This window comes from Pantoea sp. MQR6 (genome assembly GCF_022761075.1).
Taxonomy (GTDB): Bacteria; Pseudomonadota; Gammaproteobacteria; order Enterobacterales; family Enterobacteriaceae; genus Pantoea; species Pantoea phytostimulans.
Map to the genome: position 1 here is coordinate 1,331,135 of NZ_JAKYXB010000001.1, position 21,355 is coordinate 1,352,489.

General features: G+C 50.0%; 16 protein-coding genes, 3 tRNA genes and 1 other RNA gene. 10 read left to right on the forward strand and 10 right to left on the reverse strand.

From position 1 onward, the window contains the following. Positions 1 to 53: 53 nt before the first annotated feature. The 5 genes from MUG06_RS06145 to MUG06_RS06165 all read left to right on the forward strand — a co-directional run bounded on the left by MUG06_RS06145 (position 54) and on the right by MUG06_RS06165 (position 2,594). Positions 54 to 130, forward strand: a tRNA-Val gene (locus MUG06_RS06145). A gap of 3 nt (positions 131 to 133) precedes the next feature. Further along, a tRNA-Val gene (locus MUG06_RS06150) sits at positions 134 to 210 on the forward strand. 10 nt (positions 211 to 220) lie between these two features. Then, a tRNA-Val gene (locus MUG06_RS06155) sits at positions 221 to 297 on the forward strand. A 344-nt stretch (positions 298 to 641) separates the two neighbouring features. Further along, positions 642 to 2,054 carry a pyruvate kinase PykF gene (gene pykF, locus MUG06_RS06160; RefSeq protein WP_243078066.1) on the forward strand — a complete coding sequence of 471 codons (1,413 nt, stop codon included), beginning with the start codon at positions 642 to 644 and terminating at the stop codon, positions 2,052 to 2,054. A 303-nt stretch (positions 2,055 to 2,357) separates the two neighbouring features. After that, positions 2,358 to 2,594 (forward strand): major outer membrane lipoprotein, encoded by a 237-nt coding sequence (locus MUG06_RS06165; protein ID WP_006118977.1) that lies wholly within the window; start codon positions 2,358 to 2,360, stop codon positions 2,592 to 2,594. Between the two features lie 69 nt (positions 2,595 to 2,663). On the opposite strand, the gene MUG06_RS06170 is transcribed toward MUG06_RS06165, so the two are convergent. Genes MUG06_RS06170 through sufA form a run of 7 tightly spaced genes read right to left on the reverse strand, consistent with a single transcriptional unit; the run spans position 2,664 to position 9,333 of the window. After that, a complete protein-coding gene (locus MUG06_RS06170; protein ID WP_215846934.1) occupies positions 2,664 to 3,698 on the reverse strand; it encodes a L,D-transpeptidase family protein in 1,035 nt (344 codons plus the stop codon). A 56-nt stretch (positions 3,699 to 3,754) separates the two neighbouring features. Continuing rightward, complete coding sequence (gene sufE, locus MUG06_RS06175) at positions 3,755 to 4,171, reverse strand: cysteine desulfuration protein SufE (protein ID WP_243078067.1); 417 nt, start codon at positions 4,169 to 4,171, stop codon at positions 3,755 to 3,757. Positions 4,172 to 4,192: 21 nt separating this feature from the next. Beyond that, positions 4,193 to 5,416 (reverse strand): cysteine desulfurase SufS, encoded by a 1,224-nt coding sequence (sufS, locus tag MUG06_RS06180; protein ID WP_243078503.1) that lies wholly within the window; start codon positions 5,414 to 5,416, stop codon positions 4,193 to 4,195. Further along, entirely contained in the window at positions 5,416 to 6,693 is a 1,278-nt protein-coding gene (sufD, locus tag MUG06_RS06185) for a Fe-S cluster assembly protein SufD (protein ID WP_215846936.1), read from the reverse strand. Before sufD ends, sufS begins: the two co-directional genes overlap by 1 nt. Next, positions 6,668 to 7,414: a Fe-S cluster assembly ATPase SufC gene (sufC, locus tag MUG06_RS06190; RefSeq protein WP_215846937.1), complete on the reverse strand. Its 747-nt coding sequence runs from the start codon at positions 7,412 to 7,414 to the stop codon at positions 6,668 to 6,670. The genes sufD and sufC overlap by 26 nt, the downstream gene beginning before the upstream one ends. A 43-nt stretch (positions 7,415 to 7,457) precedes the next feature. Then, entirely contained in the window at positions 7,458 to 8,951 is a 1,494-nt protein-coding gene (sufB, locus tag MUG06_RS06195; protein WP_215846938.1) for a Fe-S cluster assembly protein SufB, read from the reverse strand. 7 nt (positions 8,952 to 8,958) lie between these two features. Then, the gene (gene sufA / locus MUG06_RS06200) at positions 8,959 to 9,333 is read right to left on the reverse strand and encodes a Fe-S cluster assembly scaffold SufA (protein ID WP_215846939.1); all 375 of its coding nucleotides are present in this window, start codon (positions 9,331 to 9,333) and stop codon (positions 8,959 to 8,961) included. A 390-nt stretch (positions 9,334 to 9,723) separates the two neighbouring features. Between sufA and MUG06_RS06205 the strand changes: the two genes are divergently transcribed. Continuing rightward, positions 9,724 to 10,128, forward strand: coding sequence for a hypothetical protein (locus tag MUG06_RS06205; RefSeq protein ID WP_215846940.1), 405 nt, complete (start codon positions 9,724 to 9,726; stop codon positions 10,126 to 10,128). Positions 10,129 to 10,161: 33 nt separating this feature from the next. Here the strand turns inward: MUG06_RS06205 and MUG06_RS06210 are convergent, their stop codons facing one another. Beyond that, the gene (locus tag MUG06_RS06210; RefSeq protein ID WP_243078068.1) at positions 10,162 to 13,215 is read right to left on the reverse strand and encodes an FAD-binding and (Fe-S)-binding domain-containing protein; all 3,054 of its coding nucleotides are present in this window, start codon (positions 13,213 to 13,215) and stop codon (positions 10,162 to 10,164) included. A gap of 210 nt (positions 13,216 to 13,425) precedes the next feature. On the opposite strand from MUG06_RS06210, the gene ydiK reads away from it, so the two are divergent. Both ydiK and rprA read left to right on the forward strand, forming a co-directional pair. Further along, the gene (gene ydiK, locus MUG06_RS06215; RefSeq protein WP_243078069.1) at positions 13,426 to 14,541 is read left to right on the forward strand and encodes an AI-2E family transporter YdiK; all 1,116 of its coding nucleotides are present in this window, start codon (positions 13,426 to 13,428) and stop codon (positions 14,539 to 14,541) included. Positions 14,542 to 14,834: 293 nt separating this feature from the next. Further along, an RNA gene (gene rprA / locus MUG06_RS06220) (antisense sRNA RprA) lies at positions 14,835 to 14,923 on the forward strand. 64 nt (positions 14,924 to 14,987) lie between these two features. Here the strand turns inward: rprA and ppsA are convergent. Beyond that, on the reverse strand, positions 14,988 to 17,372 hold the full coding sequence (gene ppsA, locus MUG06_RS06225) for a phosphoenolpyruvate synthase (protein ID WP_243078070.1): 2,385 nt from the start codon (positions 17,370 to 17,372) through the stop codon (positions 14,988 to 14,990). A 451-nt stretch (positions 17,373 to 17,823) separates the two neighbouring features. Between ppsA and MUG06_RS06230 the strand changes: the two genes are divergently transcribed. Together MUG06_RS06230 and MUG06_RS06235 are read left to right on the forward strand one after the other, a co-directional pair. Next, the gene (locus MUG06_RS06230) at positions 17,824 to 18,651 is read left to right on the forward strand and encodes a pyruvate, water dikinase regulatory protein (RefSeq protein ID WP_215846942.1); all 828 of its coding nucleotides are present in this window, start codon (positions 17,824 to 17,826) and stop codon (positions 18,649 to 18,651) included. 148 nt (positions 18,652 to 18,799) lie between these two features. Further along, a complete protein-coding gene (locus MUG06_RS06235; RefSeq protein WP_215846943.1) occupies positions 18,800 to 19,846 on the forward strand; it encodes a 3-deoxy-7-phosphoheptulonate synthase in 1,047 nt (348 codons plus the stop codon). A gap of 1 nt (position 19,847) precedes the next feature. Here MUG06_RS06235 and MUG06_RS06240 read toward each other — a convergent pair whose 3' ends face one another. Continuing rightward, complete coding sequence (locus tag MUG06_RS06240) at positions 19,848 to 21,284, reverse strand: protein adenylyltransferase SelO (RefSeq protein ID WP_243078071.1); 1,437 nt, start codon at positions 21,282 to 21,284, stop codon at positions 19,848 to 19,850. Between the last annotated feature and the right edge of the window lie 71 nt (positions 21,285 to 21,355).

Genomic DNA, 21,355 nt, shown 5'->3' on the forward strand with positions numbered 1-21,355 from the left:
GTCTCTTAGCGTGCCGTTAATATTCGTCCCCGCTGTCGCCCTGACAGCATGTTGCGCTCTTAGCTCAGTTGGTTAGAGCACCACCTTGACATGGTGGGGGTCGATGGTTCGAGTCCATTAGAGCGCACCAAGTGCGTCCGTAGCTCAGTTGGTTAGAGCACCACCTTGACATGGTGGGGGTCGGTGGTTCGAGTCCACTCGGACGCACCAATTTTTAAATGCGCTCTTAGCTCAGTTGGTTAGAGCACCACCTTGACATGGTGGGGGTCGGTGGTTCGAGTCCACTAGAGCGCACCACTCTCATTTTTTATCCTGTTGCGCAAACCCCGTTTTTCTTGATCTACATCGCAAACCCGTACCGCTTTTTAATTGGTTTTCGCATACTTAGCGATTATACTGTGCCGCGTTGTTCACTTGAAAGGTTTCAGCGATCACGTGCTTACTGCGATAACTCAGATTATTTGCGCAACAACAACGTGGTGGTTATCTAGCGTAACCGCACAACTTCCCTGCACGCCTGGCCTTCGTCACCTATTCTTACTCTGTATCGCCCGTTTCGATTTCAATCAGAATTTTCACTTCGGTGCATCGCCATCGAATCTCAACCTTTATCATCCATCACAACTTATAGAAATCCTGTCATGAAAAAGACTAAGATCGTTTGTACTATCGGTCCAAAAACCGAATCTGAAGAGATGTTGACCCAACTGCTTGAAGCAGGCATGAACGTTATGCGCCTTAATTTTTCTCACGGCGACTACGCCGAACATGGCCAACGTATTACTAACATGCGCGCCGTGATTAAAAAAACCGGTCATCAGGCAGCCATCCTGCTGGACACTAAAGGTCCTGAAATTCGTACCATGAAGCTTGAAGGTGGCAATGATGCTTCCCTGAAAGCGGGTCAAACCTTTACCTTTACTACCGATCAAAGCGTCATTGGTAATAGCGAACGCGTTGCTGTGACTTATGCAGGCTTTACCGCTGATTTGAAAATCGGCAACACGGTATTAGTAGATGACGGCTTAATCGGCATGGAAGTGACCGAAGTCACTGAAAACACCGTGGTTTGCAAAGTATTGAACAACGGTGATCTCGGTGAAAACAAAGGCGTAAACTTGCCAGGCGTATCTATTCAACTGCCTGCATTAGCTGAAAAAGATAAGCGCGACCTGATTTTCGGTTGTGAGCAAGGCGTAGATTTCGTTGCGGCTTCATTCATCCGTAAACGTTCTGATGTGCTGGAAATCCGTGAGCACCTTAAGCAGCATGGCGGCGAGCATATCCAGATCATCTCTAAGATTGAAAACCAGGAAGGCCTGAACAACTTCGACGAAATCCTTGAAGCTTCTGACGGCATCATGGTTGCACGTGGTGACTTAGGTGTTGAGATCCCGGTTGAAGAAGTGATCTTCGCTCAGAAGATGATGATCAAAAAATGTAATAAAGCACGCAAAGTGGTGATTACCGCTACGCAGATGCTGGATTCGATGATCAAAAACCCACGCCCTACTCGCGCTGAAGCGGGTGACGTTGCCAACGCCATTCTGGACGGCACCGATGCCGTTATGCTGTCTGGTGAGAGCGCTAAAGGTAAATATCCGCTGGAATCGGTCACCATCATGGCGACCATCTGCGAACGTACCGATCGCGTCATGAAATCACGCATCGATAGCCAAAACGATACCCGCAAACTGCGCATCACCGAAGCCGTTTGTCGTGGTGCTGTTGAAACCGCAGAAAAACTGGAAGCGCCATTGATTGTGGTTGCAACCGAAGGCGGCAAGTCAGCGAAAGCAGTACGTAAATATTTCCCTAACGCCACCATTCTGGCGCTGACTACCAACGCGACCACAGCGCGTCAGTTAATTCTGAGCAAAGGGATAGAAACGCGTTTAGTATCCGAAATTGCTTCAACGGATGATTTCTATCGTCTGGGTAAAGAAGCGGCATTAGAAAGTGGCTATGGTCAGAAAGGCGATGTTGTCGTGCTGGTATCCGGTGCGTTAGTACCAAGTGGAACCACAAATACTGCCTCAGTACACGTACTTTAATTAATAATTGAGTATTTATTTAAAAGCGCCTTCAGGGGCGCTTTTTTTATTTTGTACTTAATACAAATGCAGGAAAATTCCAATAGAAAATAACTATTCAAATTCGCTTTAAATTAAGGTTAATCCGATTAAATCTCTCTGTTTTCGCTAAATTTTTTTATCATATTCTGCTAACCGCTGCTTCTTTGAGCGAACGATCATGTTTAAGCATCTTCTCATGAAAAATTTATTCTCAACTTAAAAAGCTTTGTGTAATACTTGTAACGCTACATGGAGATTAACTCAATCTAGAGGGTATAAATAATGAATCGTACTAAACTGGTACTGGGCGCGGTAATTCTGGGTTCAACTCTGCTGGCTGGTTGCTCAAGCAACGCTAAAATCGACCAGCTGTCTTCAGACGTTCAGACTCTGAACGCTAAAGTTGACCAACTGAGCAACGACGTGAACGCAGTGCGTTCAGACGTTCAGGCTGCTAAAGATGACGCAGCACGCGCTAACCAGCGTCTGGACAACCAGGCTCACTCTTACCGCAAGTAAGAGTTCTGGTTTAAAAATGGCGCCCTTGAGGCGCCATTTTTTTTGCTTATCGTTCCTGACTCAAATGTATTATTGAGGCAAAGTCTCAGCACTCTCACCCATTGCCTGACTGATGGTCGCGCTTTGTCCTTCCTGCGCTCCCTGCAGCACAGCTGGCAGCGGCGTATCATCCTTAACCTTCTCACCGCTACTCACCAATATCGGCATCCCTGAGCGGCGTTCTATTGTCGCCTTGATCAGTGCCGTGTCGCTCTTATCACTTTTCATAAAGCTTTTGAGATTAGCGCTTAACGCAATCGGCATGGTTTGTGGGTCATCTTTGTCGGTACGTGACAGCGGCTGATGCGCTTCCACATAGCGTTTACCGTCAGGCTCCACCGCATACTTCACCGGCTGGTTCACGATTTGCACCCGCGTACCTTTTGGCACGCTATTGAACAGCGCTTCGATATCTTCAGTACGCAGGCGAATACAGCCAGAACTTACGCGCATCCCGATACCAAATTTTGCATTGGTGCCATGAATAAGATATTGACCTGTTCCGCGCGCCAGACGCAACGCAAAGAGGCCCATCGGATTATCGGGGCCAGCAGGCACTACAGCAGGCAACGTAACGCCCTCTTTCGCATAACGCTTACGGATGTTCTGGGTAGGCGTCCAGGTCGGGTTAGGGACCTTCTGACTGATGCTGGTGACCATCGTTGGCGTTGCTGCACCTAACTGGCCAATCCCGATAGGATAAACGATCACTTTGTCTTCGCCTTTCGGATAGTAATAAAGGCGTAACTCCGCGAGATTGACCACAATGCCTTCGCGCGGCGTGTCAGGCAGAATCATCTGTAGCGGTACGGTCAGTTGTGTTCCCGCTTTCGGTAGCCAGGGATCGGTACCGGGATTCGCTTCCAGCATGCCCAGCAGCCCTACTTTGTATCGGGCAGCAATATCTTCAAGAGGACGTTTGTTATCGGGAACCTGGGTAAGCGTATTCTCACCAATCAGGCGACTATCAGGGGGAGGAAGAGGATATTCCGTGGCAAATGTGGGTGCAGAGAGCCCAAAACAGGTCAGCAGCAATGCACCGGCCATACATAAAGCAGGTTTCATGCAATTTTCTCTTTAGATAAAAAAACAGACGCCGGTTGGCGTCTGTGGAGTTTAGCTTAGGAGAGGTTCTGAGCGGTATGGCGAATAGACCGAATCATCGCTTCCAGCCCCTGCGAACGCGTGGGCGTAAGATGCTGCATCAAGGCCAGTTCACCGAACCAGTGACGCACATCGAGCGCGACAATATCAGCCGCAGAGAGGTTTTGATACAAACTAAAAACCACTGCAATCAATCCCTTAACGATTGCCGCATCACTGTCACCTTCAAAGGTGATGGTGCCATCTGCCTGTGGCGTCATTTTGATCCACACTTGGCTTTGGCACCCTGAGATCACGTTCTCAGGCTGATGCAAGCTTTCAGAGGATTCTGGAAGTTTTGCGCCCAGTTCAATGATGTAAAGATATTTCTCTTCCCAGTTAGCGCAACGATTGAAGTTGCGCACCAGCTTCTCTTTTTCTGGCAAATTCGCCATTTGTGACTCCGTTTACTCTACTCAACCACCCAGCAGACGATGAATACGCGTCAGGCCTGCCGCCAGGCGATCCACTTCCTCTTCACTGTTATAGAAAGTGAAAGAGGCGCGGCACATCGCTGGTACAGCGTAATGGCGCATCAGCGGCATGGCGCAATGATGTCCAGTACGAATCGCAATGCCGTATTGATCGAGGAAACTGCCCACATCAAACGCGTGATGCTTGCCGAGGTTAAAGGCGATCACGCCTGTGCGTGTTGGCGGCCCATAAATGTGAATATCTGGTACCGACGAAAGCTTGTCTAACGCATAGTTCATCAACACGCTTTCACGTTGATGAATGGTATCAAGTCCCAATGCTTGCACATAAGCTAACGCCGCGCCTAAACCGATAATGCCGCCCGTATTCGGTGTACCCGCTTCAAAGCGCCATGGCGACGTGTTCCACGTTGTGCCGGTTGGCAGCACTACGCTGGAAATCATTGAGCCACCGCCTTCCCACGGTGGCATCGCGTCAAGCAACGCTTTGCGGCCGTACAAGATACCAATGCCGGTGGGTCCATATAATTTATGGCCGGAGAAGACGTAGAAGTCGCAGTCAATATCTTGCACATCGACTTTGTCGTGCATCACTGCTTGCGCACCATCAATCAGCGTGACCAATCCTGCTGCTTTGGCTTGCGCCACAAGCGCTTTGACAGGGTTAATCGTGCCAAGCACGTTAGAAACGTGCGTCACCGCCAGCAGGCGCGTACGGTTATCAATCAAGCCTGCAAGCTGATCTACAGCCAGTTCACCGTTATCGGTTAATGGCAGAACGCGGATTTCAGCACCGGTACGCTCAGCCACCATCTGCCACGGCACGATGTTGGCATGATGCTCCATCTCCGTAATAATCAGGTTGTCGCCAGGCTGCAGCTGACTGCCGCCCCAGCTGTTAGCAACCAGGTTAATACCTTCTGTGGTGCCTTTAACAAAAACAATTTCTTCTGGCGAAGAGGCATTCAGAAAACGTGCAGCCTGATCGCGCACGTTTTCCATGTCACTGGTCGCTTGGGCGCTCAAGGTATGAATGCCACGATGCACGGCTGCATAGCCGTGCTGATAAAAATGGCTTTCGGCATTAATCACCGTCAGCGGACGTTGTGCGCTGGCCGCGCTATCAAGGTAGGCCAGCGGATGACCGTTGACCTCACGCTTCAGGATAGGAAAATCCTCCCTGATCCGCTCGAGATCGAATTTCATCATGCATCGCCTCCAGGAAAGCGTTCAGCAATACGCTGCAGTACTGCTACACGCAGCACTTCATTTTCCAGTGTTTCAGTCAATTCCGCCGCAAAAGCGTGAATGATCATGGTCTGTGCTGCATCCTGTTTAATACCGCGTGAACGCAGGTAGAACATCTGCTCGTCATCAATGCGACCTATCGTTGCACCGTGACCACACTTCACATCATCCGCATAAATTTCGAGCTGCGGTTTGGTGTCCACTTCCGCCAAACGTCCCAGCAACAGGTTGTTGTTGGTCATCTTCCCGTCAGTTTTCAGCGCGTGCTTGGCCACTTTAATATGACCATTAAATACCGCACGCCCTTTGTCACGCACGATGGTTTTGTGCATCTGACGACTGGTGCAATAGCCTTTGTTGTGCTCCAGATAAGTACGGGTATCCGCTACTTCCTGTTTCACTGGCAACACCAAGCTGTTAATTGCCAGCTGGGTGTTTTCACCGTTCAGCTGCGAGCTGGTGTTGTGACGCGTCAGGCCTGCGCCCAGCAAGAAGCTGGTGCTGCTGACGTCTGCATCACGACCAATGACAATATCATTGTGCGCAAAGTGATAGCTTTCGCTGCTTTCAAACGCCAGCTTGGTGTGCTTCAACCGTGCGTTATCAGCCACGTCAAACGTAAAACGTGAGCCCGTGAAATGCGTGGTCGCATTCAGCGTCACGTAATGCTCGATGATTTCCGCCTCGGCGCCTTGTTCAAGCTGCAGATGATGACGGTGATGTACCGTGTTCATACCATCTTGTTGACCACTAGTGATATGCAGCAAATAGAGCGGACGCGCCGCAGATTTGCCACGCGCCAGGCGAATCGACGTCACCTCTTCCGCCAGACTTTCCGTCAGGTGCAAAAAGACTTCCGGTTGAACAGGTGCAGGCAGCGGACGGCGTTCGGCCGCCAGGCTGTGCTGAATCTCAAACAGTTCAGTATCACGTGTGCTTAAAGCGGCCTGAAAACGGCCATCAACAAACACCAGGCGGATAGCGTCAAGCGGTAAGGCAAAACCATCAACCTGTTCGGCACTGAGCGCTTGCCCCTGCGGGAGAACAAACTGCTGAGACAGCAGCGTATCTAGCGGGGTGTATTTCCAGTTTTCATGCTTGCGGGTCGGTAAACCCACACGCATTAGCTGCTGCCAATGTTGCTGAGCCTGCAGCGAACGGACTTCACCGCGTGATTCAAACAGGTGATGCCACTGTTGCAGCGCGTTCTCACTCTTCGTCGGTAAGCCAGCCATAACCCTGCTCCTCCAGCTGTTTCACCAGCGAGAAATCGCCAGATTTAACAATTTTGCCCTGATACAGCACGTGCACGAAATCTGGTTTGATGTAATCCAGAATACGTTGATAGTGCGTAACGATAATGAAAGCACGCTTCTCGTCGCGCAGGCTGTTTACGCCGTTTGCTACGGTTTTCAGCGCATCGATATCCAGACCGGAGTCGGTTTCATCAAGGATGCACAGCTCTGGCTCCAGCGCGGCCATTTGCAGAATATCGTTACGTTTTTTCTCACCGCCGGAGAAGCCAACATTGACTGAACGGGTCAGCAAATCTTCTGGCATTTTCAGCAGATGAATTTTGTCTTCAATGAAATCCTGGAAATCAAAGCGATCTAACTCTTCCTGCTGGCGATATTTACGTACCGCGTTTACCGAGGTTTGCAGGAAGAACTGATTGCTGACGCCTGGAATTTCTACAGGATATTGAAACGCCATGAAGATGCCTTCGCCTGCGCGTTCTTCAGGTTCCAGTTCCAGCAAATCTTTGCCTTTGAACGTTACCGAACCGCCAGTTACTTCGTAATCTTCACGCCCCGCCAGCGTAGCTGACAGCGTACTTTTACCGGAGCCGTTTGGGCCCATGATGGCGTGAACTTCACCCGGTTTAATCTCAAGGTTCAGACCGCGCAGAATGGCTTTGTCTTCAACGCTAACCTGTAAATCTTTAATGCTTAACATACTTAATCCTTCACATTGCTTCCGGCAACGCATGTGCCGGCAATCAGCCCACACTGTGCTCAAGACTGATAGCTAACAGTTTTTGTGCTTCCACGGCGAATTCCAGTGGCAGCTCAGAGAAAACGTCTTTACAGAAACCATTGACGATCATTGAAATCGCATCTTCTTCACTGATACCGCGCTGCAGACAATAGAACATCTGATCTTCGCCGATACGTGACGTCGTCGCTTCGTGCTCAAGCTGCGCCGTATTGTTACGCGTTTCAACATACGGGAAAGTATGTGCGCCACAATCAGGGCCGATAAGCATAGAATCGCACTGAGTGAAGTTACGTGCATTCGTTGCGGTTGGCATAATTTTCACCAGCCCGCGATAGGTATTTTGGCTCTTACCGGCAGAAATACCTTTAGAGATGATGGTCGACTTGGTGTTTTTACCAATGTGAATCATCTTGGTGCCGGTATCCGCTTGCTGACGGCCGCTGGTCAAGGCAACGGAATAGAATTCGCCAACCGAATAGTCGCCACGCAGAATGCAGCTTGGGTATTTCCAGGTAATTGCCGATCCGGTTTCAGACTGCGTCCACGACATTTTGCTGTGGTCGCCCTCACACAGCGCGCGCTTGGTAACGAAGTTTAAAATACCGCCTTCGCCTTCGCCGCCTGGGAACCAGTTCTGGACCGTTGAATATTTTACTTCGGCATTTTTGTGGATGATCACTTCTACTACCGCTGCGTGCAGCTGATAGGTATCACGCACAGGCGCAGAACATCCTTCGATATAGCTGACGTAGCTGTCTTCGTCGGCAATCAAAATGGTGCGCTCAAACTGACCCGTTTTCGCCGCATTGATGCGGAAATAGGTCGACAACTCCATTGGGCAACGCACCCCTTTCGGGATGTAAACAAAGGTGCCATCGGAGGCGACTGCAGAGTTCAGCGCGGCGAAGAAGTTATCGTTCGGCGGGACAACCGTGCCGAGATATTTTTTCACCAGCTCAGGGTGATCATGAATCGCTTCGCCGAATGAGCAGAAAATAATGCCCTGCTCAGCCAGTTTGCCGCGATAGGTCGTGGCGACGGAAACGGAGTCAAAAATGGCATCCACAGCCACTTCCCGGCCTTCACGTACCGGAACGCCCAGCTGGTTAAACGCGTTTTCAACTTCCTGCGTCAGATAATCGCTGGCAGGTGTGCTGCCAGAAGCTTGAGTTGCTCCCGGTTCAGATTCACAGCTGTCATCGCAGTTACCGCAAGAAGGCGCGGAGTAATAGCTGTAATCCTGATAATCGAGCTTCTCGTAATGCGCTTTCAGCCAGTGCGGCTCTTCCATTTCAAGCCAGGCGCGAAAGGCTTTTAGACGAAACTCCAGCATCCACTCTGGCTCGTTACGCTTGGCCGAGATTGCGCGCACCACATCTTCATTGATGCCGTGAGCAAATTCTTCGGTTTGCAATTGGGTAAAGAAGCCCTCTTTGTAATTGAGCTTGCCTTCCCACATTTGTACATCGTCAGATGCTTCGCTGTGTCGTGACATATTTCACTTACTCGACGCCAAAGCTTTCACCACACCCGCAGGCGTGCTGAGCTTTAGGGTTATTGAATTTAAAGATCTGATTCAGGCCTTCGCGAACGTAATCCACTTCGGTGCCATCAACAAACGGCATCGCCTGAAGCGGCACAAACAGAGTTGCGCCATGAAACGAGAACTGAAGATCGTCATCGACTGGTTGTTTAACCAGATCCATAACATAACCAAAACCGGCACAGCCGGATTGTTTGATGCCCAGTCGCAAGCCCTTGACTTCCGGGTCCTGTGCGACCAGATTGAGAATTTGCTGCGCTGCGGTTTCGGTCAGTGTTAACCCTTTCCAGACGAAATCGTCAGGTGAGAAAGAGTCTGCATTAACAGATGCCATGTTGATACCTCTTGAGTCCGGACCTTTTCAGGCTATCCCCCTATGGTAGTGATCTGCGTGATCACTTCAACCTCTTGTTTTGCAGGGATAATCATCTTGTGCTGTTTTTAATTGCTGCTTTATTAAGCATAGCCTCTTCAACTCACTTTGCGGCGAGACAGCCAATATGAAGAGGCATGATGTAACCTGTTAATAAATAGTGAAATTTATTTTCACCACTTTCTGGTAAAAGCGTAATTGATAGGTTACGCCTTTCTGCGATGTAAACAGATTGTTATTTCCAATTGTTTTAACAGGCGAGATAAATCGATAAATATTTCTGCCCGGCAATTGCAATCCTGACCTAATTGAATATGATAATTATTATCATTCACGCTTCAGGATGGCTTTATGACGCTTTCTGTCTCAGCCTGGCTTCAGCACAAAATCGACGAATATACGTTTTCAATGCGCGATATCACCGTCGACTTTTATATGTCGCAGGCAAAACTTGATCGGGCCGACTGTACTATTCAACAGTTACGCCAGTTCAACGATACCTGTCTGGATATGGCTGAAATCTGCCAGCTCAATGGTGACGATCACAGCTATCTGCATGCGATGGGTAAACTGCATCACCGTTTAGTGCAGGAAATGGGTAATGCCGATCGCGATCGCCTGTTCCGCATTCAGGCCTACCAACTTGCGCGTTTATCACTCACTCGTCTTTGTCATCAACTGGCGATGGTCGGCGAGTGGGACAAAGCGACCACGCTACAAAGCGACTTTGTCCGCCACGCGGGCTGGATATTCTAATCCAGCCACGTCGTGACGTCGCGCACAATTTTTTTACACTATCTCTAACAATGCCTGAAGTGGATGACGCATGCCATTACCTTCAACGCGTTTCACCTGGCTGCGGCAGGAATACCCCGTTGCCAGACAGCGCTGTCGCGGGAGCTTTTGCAACTGTGGGTGCCAGGAAAGTGCGTAAATCCCTAACGAGTTTTCGAGGTTTTTGCTTTCGTGACCGTAAGTTCCCGCCATGCCACAACAGCCAACATTGACGTTTTCTAACTTAGCGCCAAAGCGGGAGAAAATATCTTGCCAATGATTAGGCGTAGCAGGTAACGCAGTGACTTCCGTACAGTGCGCAAACAAATACCAGGCTTCTCCGCTACTGTTCTGCACGGCTCGCTCAGCTAGCGCAGTTTGCAACCATTCATGCACCAGCTGAACGTTGAAGTCGCCGCGAGCTTCACCCAACGTTTGGCGATATTCATCGCGATAACACAACACGGTAGCGGGATCGACGCCCACCATCGGCATGTCCAGTTTTGCCATACGATTCAGGAAATCAGCCGTTTTACTGGCGGTACGCGCAAAGCGTTGCAGAAAACCTTTCACATGCTGCGCTTTGCCGTTCGGAGAGAACGGCAGCAGCACCGGACGATAGCCTAGCTTCTCAATCAGCTTCACAAAGTCATTAACCAGCTTAGCTTCATAGAAACTGGTAAAAGGATCCTGCACCACCAGCACATACTCTTTACGCTGTGTATGGCTTACGGCCTCCAGCTGTTCCAGCGTCATATTCATGGCGGAATGACCACTTAGCTGCTGCTTAAGCGTAGGTGACGAAAGCAGCGGCAAATCAACCATGCCAATGTGCTTTTTACTCATATCACGCATCCAGGGTTGCCTGAGGAAGTAGTTAAACACCTTTGGCGCTTTCGCCATTAGCGGCGCATAACTCTCTACCGCAGCCACCAGATGATCGCCTATCGGACGCAGATAGCGCGTGTGGTAAAGCTGAAGGAAGCGTGAGCGGAAGTTAGGCACATCAATTTTGATCGGGCATTGTGTCGAACACGCTTTACAGGCCAGGCAGCCTGACATCGCCTCTTTGACCTCATGCGAAAAATCATATTCACCTTTATTCGCATGCCAGCTGTTACGCGTGCGACTTATAAAGGTACGCATTGAAACCCGATTTTCAGGCAGCTGTTTTTCCAACTCAAGCGGATCAACGCCCTGCTCTGCCAATAGCCGTAACCATTCACGTGTCAGCGTAGCGCGCCCTTTCGGCGAGTGAATGCGGTTGCGGGTGATTTTCATCGACGGACACATCGGACTGCGCGCATCAAAATTGAAGCACAAGCCGTTGCCGTTACATTCCATTGCACCACGCCAGTCGTTACGCACCGTCAGCGGAATCTGACGATCGTAAGTACCGCGTTTCACCGCATCAACCTGCATCATTTCCGCATGACTTTCGAAGGGTGTACAAATTTTGCCTGGGTTCAGACGGTTATGCGGATCGAAAACCGTTTTAATACGACGCAGTTCGTTGAACAGCGTTTCGCCGAAAAAGGCGGGACTGTATTGTGCGCGGAAGCCTTTACCGTGTTCCCCCCACAACAAACCGCCGTAGCGTGCTGTCAGCGCCACGACTTCATCGGAGATCTGTTTCATCAGCATCTCCTGTTGAGGATCGCACATATCCAGCGCTGGACGCACATGTAAAACACCGGCATCCACATGACCAAACATGCCGTAACTCAAGCCGTGACCATCCAGTAACGCGCGGAACTCAACGATATAGTCAGCAAGATTTTCTGGCGGCACTGCCGTATCTTCCACAAAGGGAATCGGTTTGGCGCGGCCCTTGGCATTACCCAATAGTCCCACTGCTTTTTTACGCATGTTATAGATGCGCTCAATACCGTCGAGTTCGTTGCAAAGCTGATAGCCAATCACGCCGCCCTGCTGCTGAAGCATTAATTCATCCAGCCGCACACACAAACCACTGATCTGACGCTCAATGAGTTCGGCGTTATCACCCGCAAACTCTACGATGTTCAGTCCCTGCATATCTTTTTCCGGCACATCCGCGATCAGTTCTTTAACGGAATGCCAGACGATATCTTCACGCGCCAGGTTCAACACTTTTGAATCGACCGTTTCTACCGACAACGCTTTTGCTTCAACCATAAACGGCGCGTTACGCAGCGCTGAATCAAAAGAGTCATATTTGATGTTAACCAGTCGACGTACTTTCGGAATGGGTGTGATATCCAGTCGCGCCTCGGTAATGAAAGCCAGTGTGCCTTCTGCGCCACACAGCAGACGCGTCAGGTCAAAGGTTTGCAAATCGTCGCTAAAGACGTGGCGCAAGTCATATCCGGTCAGGAATCGATTGAGCTTGGGGAACTTTTCCAGGATTAATTCGCGCTGCTCGCGACAGCGGGTTAACACCTGCTGATAAATGCGACCTTCCGGAGTTTGAGTTTGCGCCAGCGTTTCCGCTAATGCGGTTGCCATCGGCCGGGTATCAAGAATATCGCCGCCTAACAATACCGCGCGTAAACCTAAAACGTGATCGGACGTTTTACCGTAAACCAACGAACCTTGACCTGAAGCATCGGTATTGATCATCCCGCCGAGTGTCGCACGGTTACTGGTCGATAATTCCGGTGAAAAGAAGAAGCCAAACGGCTTTAGATAGGCATTGAGCTGATCTTTAATCACGCCCGCTTCAACCCGCACCCATCCTTGTTCGGGATTGATTTCCAAAATGCGGTTCATGTGTCGCGACATGTCGACAATAATACCCTGATTGAGCGACTGTCCGTTGGTGCCAGTCCCGCCGCCGCGTGGCGTAAAGATCAAGCTGCCGAAGCGCTCCTCACCCGCTAAACGGGCAATAAGCGCCACATCAGCAGTTGAACGGGGGAACAGCACCGCATCAGGCAGCAATTGATAAATGCTGTTGTCGGTGGACAGCGAAAGACGATCGGCGTAGCTGGTCGCGGTGTCGCCGGTAAAGCCTTGCTCTTTCAGCGACTCAAGGAACGTCAGCACCAGTTGAACGAGGCCTGGCGCCTGGGAAATCTGTGGGATCATGAGTGTGAGACCGAGATGTTGTAAACGTTTGCGTCTGCATTATTTGCGTTAATCCTTCGTTTTATCACATTTTTAATCGGGCTGCCGTTTTTTCAAGAAACGTAAAATCGTTTCCTTTGCACCCTGTTTAAACGGCATTAAATAGCCCATGATTAAGCTGGGCGCATAAAGCCCGGAATTGAAGGATTCAAACGAGGTCATGAGTCACTTATGAAAAGCCTGTACCGGGATATGGATCTACCGCAGATACTGTTCACCCTGATGTTTATTCTCCTGCTGATCGTTGCCTGTTTATGGGTGGTGCAGCCTTTTATTCTGGGCTTTGCCTGGGCCAGTATGGTGGTGATTGCAACCTGGCCACTGATGTTGAAGTTACAAAACCTTTTATGGGGAAGACGGTCATTAGCGGTCATCGCCATGACGATTATTTTGCTGCTGCTGTTTATCTTTCCCATCGCGTTATTGGTCAACAGCTTGATCGATAATAGCGCGCCCGTTTTTGCATGGGCAACGCAAAGTCATATGATGCCAGAGCTGACCTGGCTGAACAGCATTCCGATGATTGGCGAGAAACTTTATTCCAGCTATCACAAGTTAGTGGCAGGTGGCGGCGCGGCAATCATGACGCAAGTGCAGCCTTATATTGGCCGCACCACCGGATTTTTCGTGGCACAAGCTGGCCATTTTGGCCGCTTCATGATCCACCTTGCCGTCATGCTGCTGTTTAGCGTGTTGCTTTACTGGCGCGGTGAGCAAGCTGCACACGGTATCCGCCACTTTGCCTTTCGTATGGCAGGCAGGCGTGGTGATGCGGCAGTATTACTGGCTGGACAAGCGATTCGCGCTGTGGCGTTGGGCGTGGTGGTGACGGCGTTAGTGCAAGGCATATTGGGCGGCATTGGGCTGGCGATTTCTGGCATCCCTTATGCCACGCTGCTAACTGTATTGATGATTCTTTGCTGCCTGGTGCAAATCGGCCCGCTTTTAGTCTTGGTGCCCGCCATCATTTACCTTTACTGGAGCGGTGACACCACCTGGGGCACGGTATTACTTATCTGGAGTTGCGTGGTCGGCACGCTGGATAACGTGCTGCGTCCGATGCTGATCCGACTAGGCGCTGACTTGCCAATGATCCTGATTTTGTCTGGCGTGATTGGCGGATTAATCGCCTTTGGCATGATTGGACTGTTTATTGGTCCCGTGGTGCTGGCAGTCTCTTATCGTCTGGTGTCAGTCTGGACGCATGAAGCTCCTCCACCCAGCGATGATCCCTTGGCTGTGGTCGAAGAACTCGCCGAGCACGACGAAGAAAATCCAGTCGTCTAATCCCTTTATCCCTTCTCCTTACAATGATTAGGGCGGTTAATGGTAGTTAACTGCCCTGATTCTTTTTCGTCACAACATTATTTTTATCCATTAGCGAATTTTAAGAAAAAAGCCAGTTTCCGGGCAAATTACCGCTAACATGCTTAAAAAAGATTATTTTATGCACTGTTTTTTAACCCAAACGGCCTGGTAAACGTGACAAAATATTATTGGCTTTAAACTAATAAGAGGATTCTTAAAGACGCCAGAGGGCCGGGTGAATAACATGTTTCTTATGTTTTGAATCAAACCCCTGATTTCTAAAACAACCTTATTTCCCTGAGTAAGAAAAGAATTGCTGTGTGTAGTCTTTGCCCATCCCCTGTGATGGGCTTTTTTTTGTCTGCCAGATAATAAAAAAGGCCAGCAATGCTGACCTTTCCCTGTATTGGTCTCTCTCTGGATAGTTATGCAGGCTTATCTAACTCTGCCAAACTCAACCAGGTTTCAACTACAGTATCTGGGTTGAGCGACAAACTGTCGATGCCCTCCTCCATAAGCCAGGCTGCGAAATCCTGGTGATCTGAAGGTCCTTGTCCACAAATACCGACATATTTTCCTTGCTTCTTCGCGGCACGAATCGCCATCGACAGCAGCGCTTTCACTGCCTCGTTGCGCTCATCGAACAGTGCAGAAACCACACCTGAGTCGCGATCTAATCCCAACGCCAGCTGCGTCATATCATTTGAGCCGATAGAGAAGCCGTCAAAGTGTTGCAGGAACTGATCGGCCAGCAGGGCATTTGAAGGGATCTCACACATCATGATGATTTTCAATCCATCTTCACCCCGTTTCAGCCCTTGGCGCGCCAGCTCTTCAACCACCGCTTCGGCTTGCGCAACGGTACGGACGAAGGGCACCATGATTTCGACGTTTTTCAACCCCATATCATTACGCACACGTTTAACGGCTGCGCATTCCAGTGCAAAACAGTCACGGAAGCTGTCAGCAACATAACGGCCCGCGCCACGGAATCCCAGCATTGGGTTCTCTTCATGCGGTTCGTAACGCTCGCCACCCACTAAGTTGGCATACTCGTTAGATTTGAAGTCCGACAAACGCACAATAACGCGCTTCGGCGCAAAGGCTGCGCCCAGAGTTGCAATGCCTTCCGTTAGACGAGCGATATAGAACTCGATGGGATCATCAAAGCCTTTCATCATCTTGCGAATTTGCTGCTGCAGCTCAGGCGTTTGCTGATCAAATTCCAGCAACGCTTTGGGATGCACGCCAATCATGCGGTTGATGATGAACTCCAGACGCGCCAGGCCGACGCCTTCATTCGGTAAACAGGCAAAATCAAAGGCGCGATCGGGATTACCGACGTTCATCATGATTTTCAGCGGCAGATCAGGCATCTCATCGACCTGCGAGCTGGTGATATCGAAATCGATTAAATCGTCGTAAACGTAGCCGGTATCCCCTTCAGAGCAGGAAACCGTCACTTTATGGCCATCTTTCAGTAAATCGGTGGCATTGCCACAACCAACAACGGCGGGAATACCCAGCTCACGTGCAATGATGGCGGCATGACAAGTACGCCCGCCGCGATTGGTGACAATGGCTGACGCCTTTTTCATGATCGGTTCCCAGTCAGGGTCGGTCATGTCTGTCACTAATACGTCGCCTTTTTCGATGCGGTTCATTTCACTGATGTCGTGGATGACTTTAACTTCACCCGCACCAATGCGATGCCCTATCGCACGACCTTCTACTACAACGGTGCCTTTGCCTTGCAGGTTATAGCGCTCCATCACCTGGCCGTTTGAACGTACCGTTTCCGGGCGCGCCTGAACGATAAACAGCTTGCCAGTATGGCCATCTTTAGCCCACTCAATATCCATTGGACGCTTGTAGTGTTGCTCAATTAACACGGCTTGATGCGCCAGCGCCTGTACTTCATCGTCGCTTAAGCTAAAGCGATCGCGTTCAGCTTCAGGCACATCTTCAATACGCACCTGTTCACCATGTTCCTGTGAATCAGCGTACACCATGCGAATTTTTTTCGATCCCATGTTGCGACGCACAATCGAAGGACGATTAGCCGCAAGGGTCGGTTTATGTACGTAGAATTCATCCGGGTTGACCGCGCCCTGTACCACCATTTCGCCAAGGCCGTAGGCAGCCGTGATAAACACTACTTGATCAAAGCCCGATTCAGTATCAATGGTGAACATCACACCCGCAGAAGCGAGATCAGAACGCACCATACGCTGAATACCTGCAGACAGCGCCACGCCTCGGTGATCGTAACCCTGATGCACGCGATAAGAGATAGCGCGATCGTTAAACAATGAAGCATAAACGTGCTTCACTGCAATCATCACCGCATCAATACCCTGTACGTTCAGAAACGTTTCCTGCTGACCGGCAAAGGAGGCATCAGGCATATCTTCCGCAGTGGCTGAGGAGCGCACCGCAAATGAAGCTTCCGCATCATCAGCGGAAAGTTGTTGGTAGGCTTCGAGGATGGCGGCTTCCAGCTCCGGCTGGAATGGCGTATCCACAACCCATTGACGAATCTGCTTACCGGCTTTCGCCAGTTCATCAACATCATCAATATCGGTCTTGTCCAGCAGTTCATAGATACGCTGGTTCAGCCCGCTTTGATCGAGAAACAGATTAAATGCATAAGATGTGGTCGCATAACCATTGGGGACGGAAACACCCAGCGACGACAAGTTGGTAATCATTTCACCCAGGGAGGCATTTTTGCCTCCCACCCGATCAACATCATGCATGCCAAGCTGGTTATACCAGAGCACTAGCGGCTGTTCGCCTTTATTGGACATTGAGCTTATCCTTTAAAAATGAGTGGGCACATGGAATATCTTGCAATTTGCCAAAACAGCCTGGCACATTGCCCAAATAAAGACTAAGTGTTGAATCGTTAAAGCTAACGATAATTCTTAATTTCGGAATTGTACCTATTATTGCTGGACGTTGCGCAAACAGCTTAATTTTTGCTAAATGACTGATGGCAATGTAATTGGCTCGATTTCAGCCACTTATGCGCTATTTTTTGTTGCGCAACAAAAAACCGCGCTATTACTGCTTTATATTGAAGTGGGCCGCAAAATAAAAATTTAAGAAACAGCATTTCATTTATTTATGCGGGATGAATCCGTATCATTATTAAAAAAATGAAATATTCATAAAAATAAAATATGGATTTTTTGTTTTACTTAATCTTATGTGAATCGTCCTATTCCTTACATTCTACGTCAAAGGCAGGCATCGATTATGAGTACTGACAGAAGCGTTTTTTATATTTCCGATGGTACTGCTATCACCGCTGAGGTGCTGGGGCATGCCGTGCTTTCGCAATTTCCGGTAAACATCACCAGCCTGACGCTACCTTTTGTGGAAAACGTCCAGCGTGCGCAAGCCGTCAAAGCGCAGATTAACGCGCTTTATCAACAAAGTGGGGTTCGGCCCTTAGTGTTCTTCTCGATTGTGACGCCAGAAGTGCGCGATATCATCGTACAAAGTGAGGGGTTTTGTCAGGACATAGTTCAGGCACTGGTCGCACCGTTGCAGCAGGAGTTGGGCTTATCACCAGCGCCTGTCGCGCACCGAACTCACGGCCTGGATGCCACCAACCTCGGTAAATACGATGCGCGTATTGCGGCAATTGATTACACCCTGGCGCACGATGACGGCATTTCGTTGCGAGGATTGGAGCAGGCGCAGGTCATTTTGTTGGGCGTGTCTCGTTGCGGTAAGACGCCCACCAGCTTATACCTGGCGATGCAGTTTGGCATCCGTGCAGCAAATTACCCGTTTATTGCAGATGACATGGATAACCTTAAATTGCCGCCTGCATTACGAGAACATCAGCACAAACTGTTTGGACTTACCATTGACCCCGAACGTCTGGCCGCCATTCGGCAGGAGCGTGCGGAAAATACCCGTTACGCCTCGATGCGCCAGTGTCGGTTGGAAGTGGGTGAAGTGGAAGCGCTGTTCCGCACGCACCAGATTCGCTATCTCAACAGCACCAACTATTCGGTTGAAGAGATCGCCACTAAAATCCTCGATATCATGGGGCTGACTCGTCGCATGTATTAATTAACTACGGCGGCGATGTAAAGCGTCGCTGCCGTAAGTTATCTCCTCTTTTCGGGTACTTGGGTTGAATTCGCAGGCTAATGGTTTATTGTGACCCTCATCACTTCCCGGTATTTCACCGTTGCGAAGAACAGCTTTCGAGAAACCCATGAACAAAACTGACGAACTGCGTACAGCACGTATTGGCGGCCTGATAACGCCAGCCAGTCTGGCAGCAGAACATCCGATTTCCACGGCTATTGCCGAGAACGTTACCGCCGCACGTAAACGCATTGCGCGCATCTTAACCGGAGAAGATCCCCGCCTGCTGGTGATTATCGGCCCTTGCTCTTTGCACGATCCCGAGGCGGCCCTGGATTACGCTAAGCGCCTTAACGCGCTGCGTGAACGCTACCAGGATCGGTTAGAAATCGTGATGCGCACCTATTTCGAAAAACCGCGTACCGTGGTTGGCTGGAAAGGATTAATTTCTGACCCGGATCTTGATGGCAGTTTTGATGTGAATCGCGGCATTGGGATTGCGCGGCAGCTGCTGATTGACATTAATGCCCTCGGCCTGCCCACCGCGACTGAATTCCTCGATATGGTGATCGGCCAGTTTATTGCCGACTTGATTAGCTGGGGTGCCATCGGTGCCCGCACCACTGAAAGTCAGATTCACCGTGAAATGGCTTCTGCCCTCTCCTGCCCGGTAGGCTTCAAAAATGGGACTGACGGGAATGTGCGGATTGCCGTCGATGCCATTCGCGCCTCGCGCGCCAGCCACATGTTTTTATCACCGGATAAAAATGGCCAGATGACGATTTATCAAACCAGCGGTAATCCGCACGGTCACGTTATTCTGCGTGGTGGTAAACAACCTAATTATCACGCCAGCGATGTCGCAGAGGCGGCAGCAAATCTGCGTGAATTCAACTTACCCGAACAATTGGTGATTGATTTCAGCCACGGTAACTGCCTGAAACAGCATCGTCGTCAACGCGATGTAGCGATTGAGGTTGCGCAACAGATTCAATCTGGTTCGCATGCGGTCGCGGGTGTAATGATTGAAAGCTTTATTGAGGAAGGCAATCAGAAAGTCGTAAGCGGCGAGCCGTTGGTTTATGGCCAGTCGATTACCGATCCTTGCCTCAGCTGGCAGGACAGCGAAGATGTGCTTGCCCTGCTGGCCGAGGCGGTCTCAAGCCGTTTTTAACTTAACTGGAACAACTCACTTCTAACGTTTTGCCCCAGTCTGGCGGTCGCTGACGATATTCAGCGGCCGTTTCATCACTGAATGGCTGCTGTAACGCCTGGTGCAATTGCGCTAACGCGCTTTTTTCACCCTTCTCCGCCTCTTCAATGACCTGCTGTGCCATATAGTTACGCAACACCAGCGCCGGATTCGCCTTCTTCATGGCCGCTTGTCGTGTTTCATCGCTGACTTCGTCTTGCAACAGACGCACACGATAGCTCTCATACCAATCATCAAAAGCTTGCCGATCAATAAATTCATCACGCAAAGGTGAACGCGCCTCATTTTGTTGCGTATCGCTGAGCATGCGGAAAGTCAGGGTGTAATCGCTGTGCTCTTTGGTCATCAGCGTCAGCAGGCCGGACAATATTTCGTTATCTACGCTGTCGGCACTGAGTAAACCTAATTTAGCTCGCATGCGTTCGCCCCAGACACGCATCAGTTCAGGTTCATAATGGCTTAATGCCTGTTTAAGCTGCTCGGTACTCATTAACCCTGACAGAGCATGTGCCAGACGATTGAGGTTCCATAATCCAATCATGGGCTGATTTTCGAAGCTGTATCGTCCCTGGTAATCGCTGTGATTACAAATAAAGTCGGGCTGATAATCATCGAGAAAACCAAAAGGACCGTAATCCAGCGTCAAACCCAAAATCGACATGTTGTCGGTATTCATCACGCCGTGCGCAAATCCCACGCTCTGCCATTGCGCAATCATTCCAGCGGTGCGTTTTACCACGTCAGTGAACCACAACAGATAACGATCGTGTTCATCAACCCATTGCGGCCAGTGATGACGAATAGCGTACTCCGCCAACAGCTGCACTTTGTCTTGCTGGTTGCTGTAATAGAAATGCTCAAAATGACCGAAGCGTAGATGACTCTCTGCGATGCGCATTAGCATGGCACCGCGCTCGGTAGTTTCGCGGCGTACCTGTTCATCACCAATCGCAATTGTCAGCGCGCGTGAGGTAGGAATACCTAAATGGTGTAATGCTTCAGAGGCTAAAAATTCACGCACCGTTGAGCGAATCACTGCACGGCCATCACCCATACGCGAATAAGGCGTCAGACCTGCCCCTTTTAAATGCCAGTCAAGTTTACTGCCATCAGCTAAACGCTGTTCGCCAAGTAAAATGCCGCGCCCATCGCCCAATTGGCCGGCCCAAACGCCAAATTGATGACCGCTATAGACTTGTGCCAAGGGCTGCATACCGGGTAATAACGCAGCGCCATGCCAGACACCGTGGCCCTCGCCTGCAAATAAGGTCTCGTCCAGTTCCATGGCGCGCGCTAAGGGCGCATTGTGGTAAAGCAAGCGTCCGCCTTCCAGCGGTGTAGGATTCAGGGCGGTGTAACATCCTTTCAGCTCATGAAACCAACTGTTGTCGAATAACATAGTTTCTCCCGAGCAGCGCTCATTTCACGCTGTCGTTATAAAACCTTCAGTGTAACGTCGAAAACAGAGTT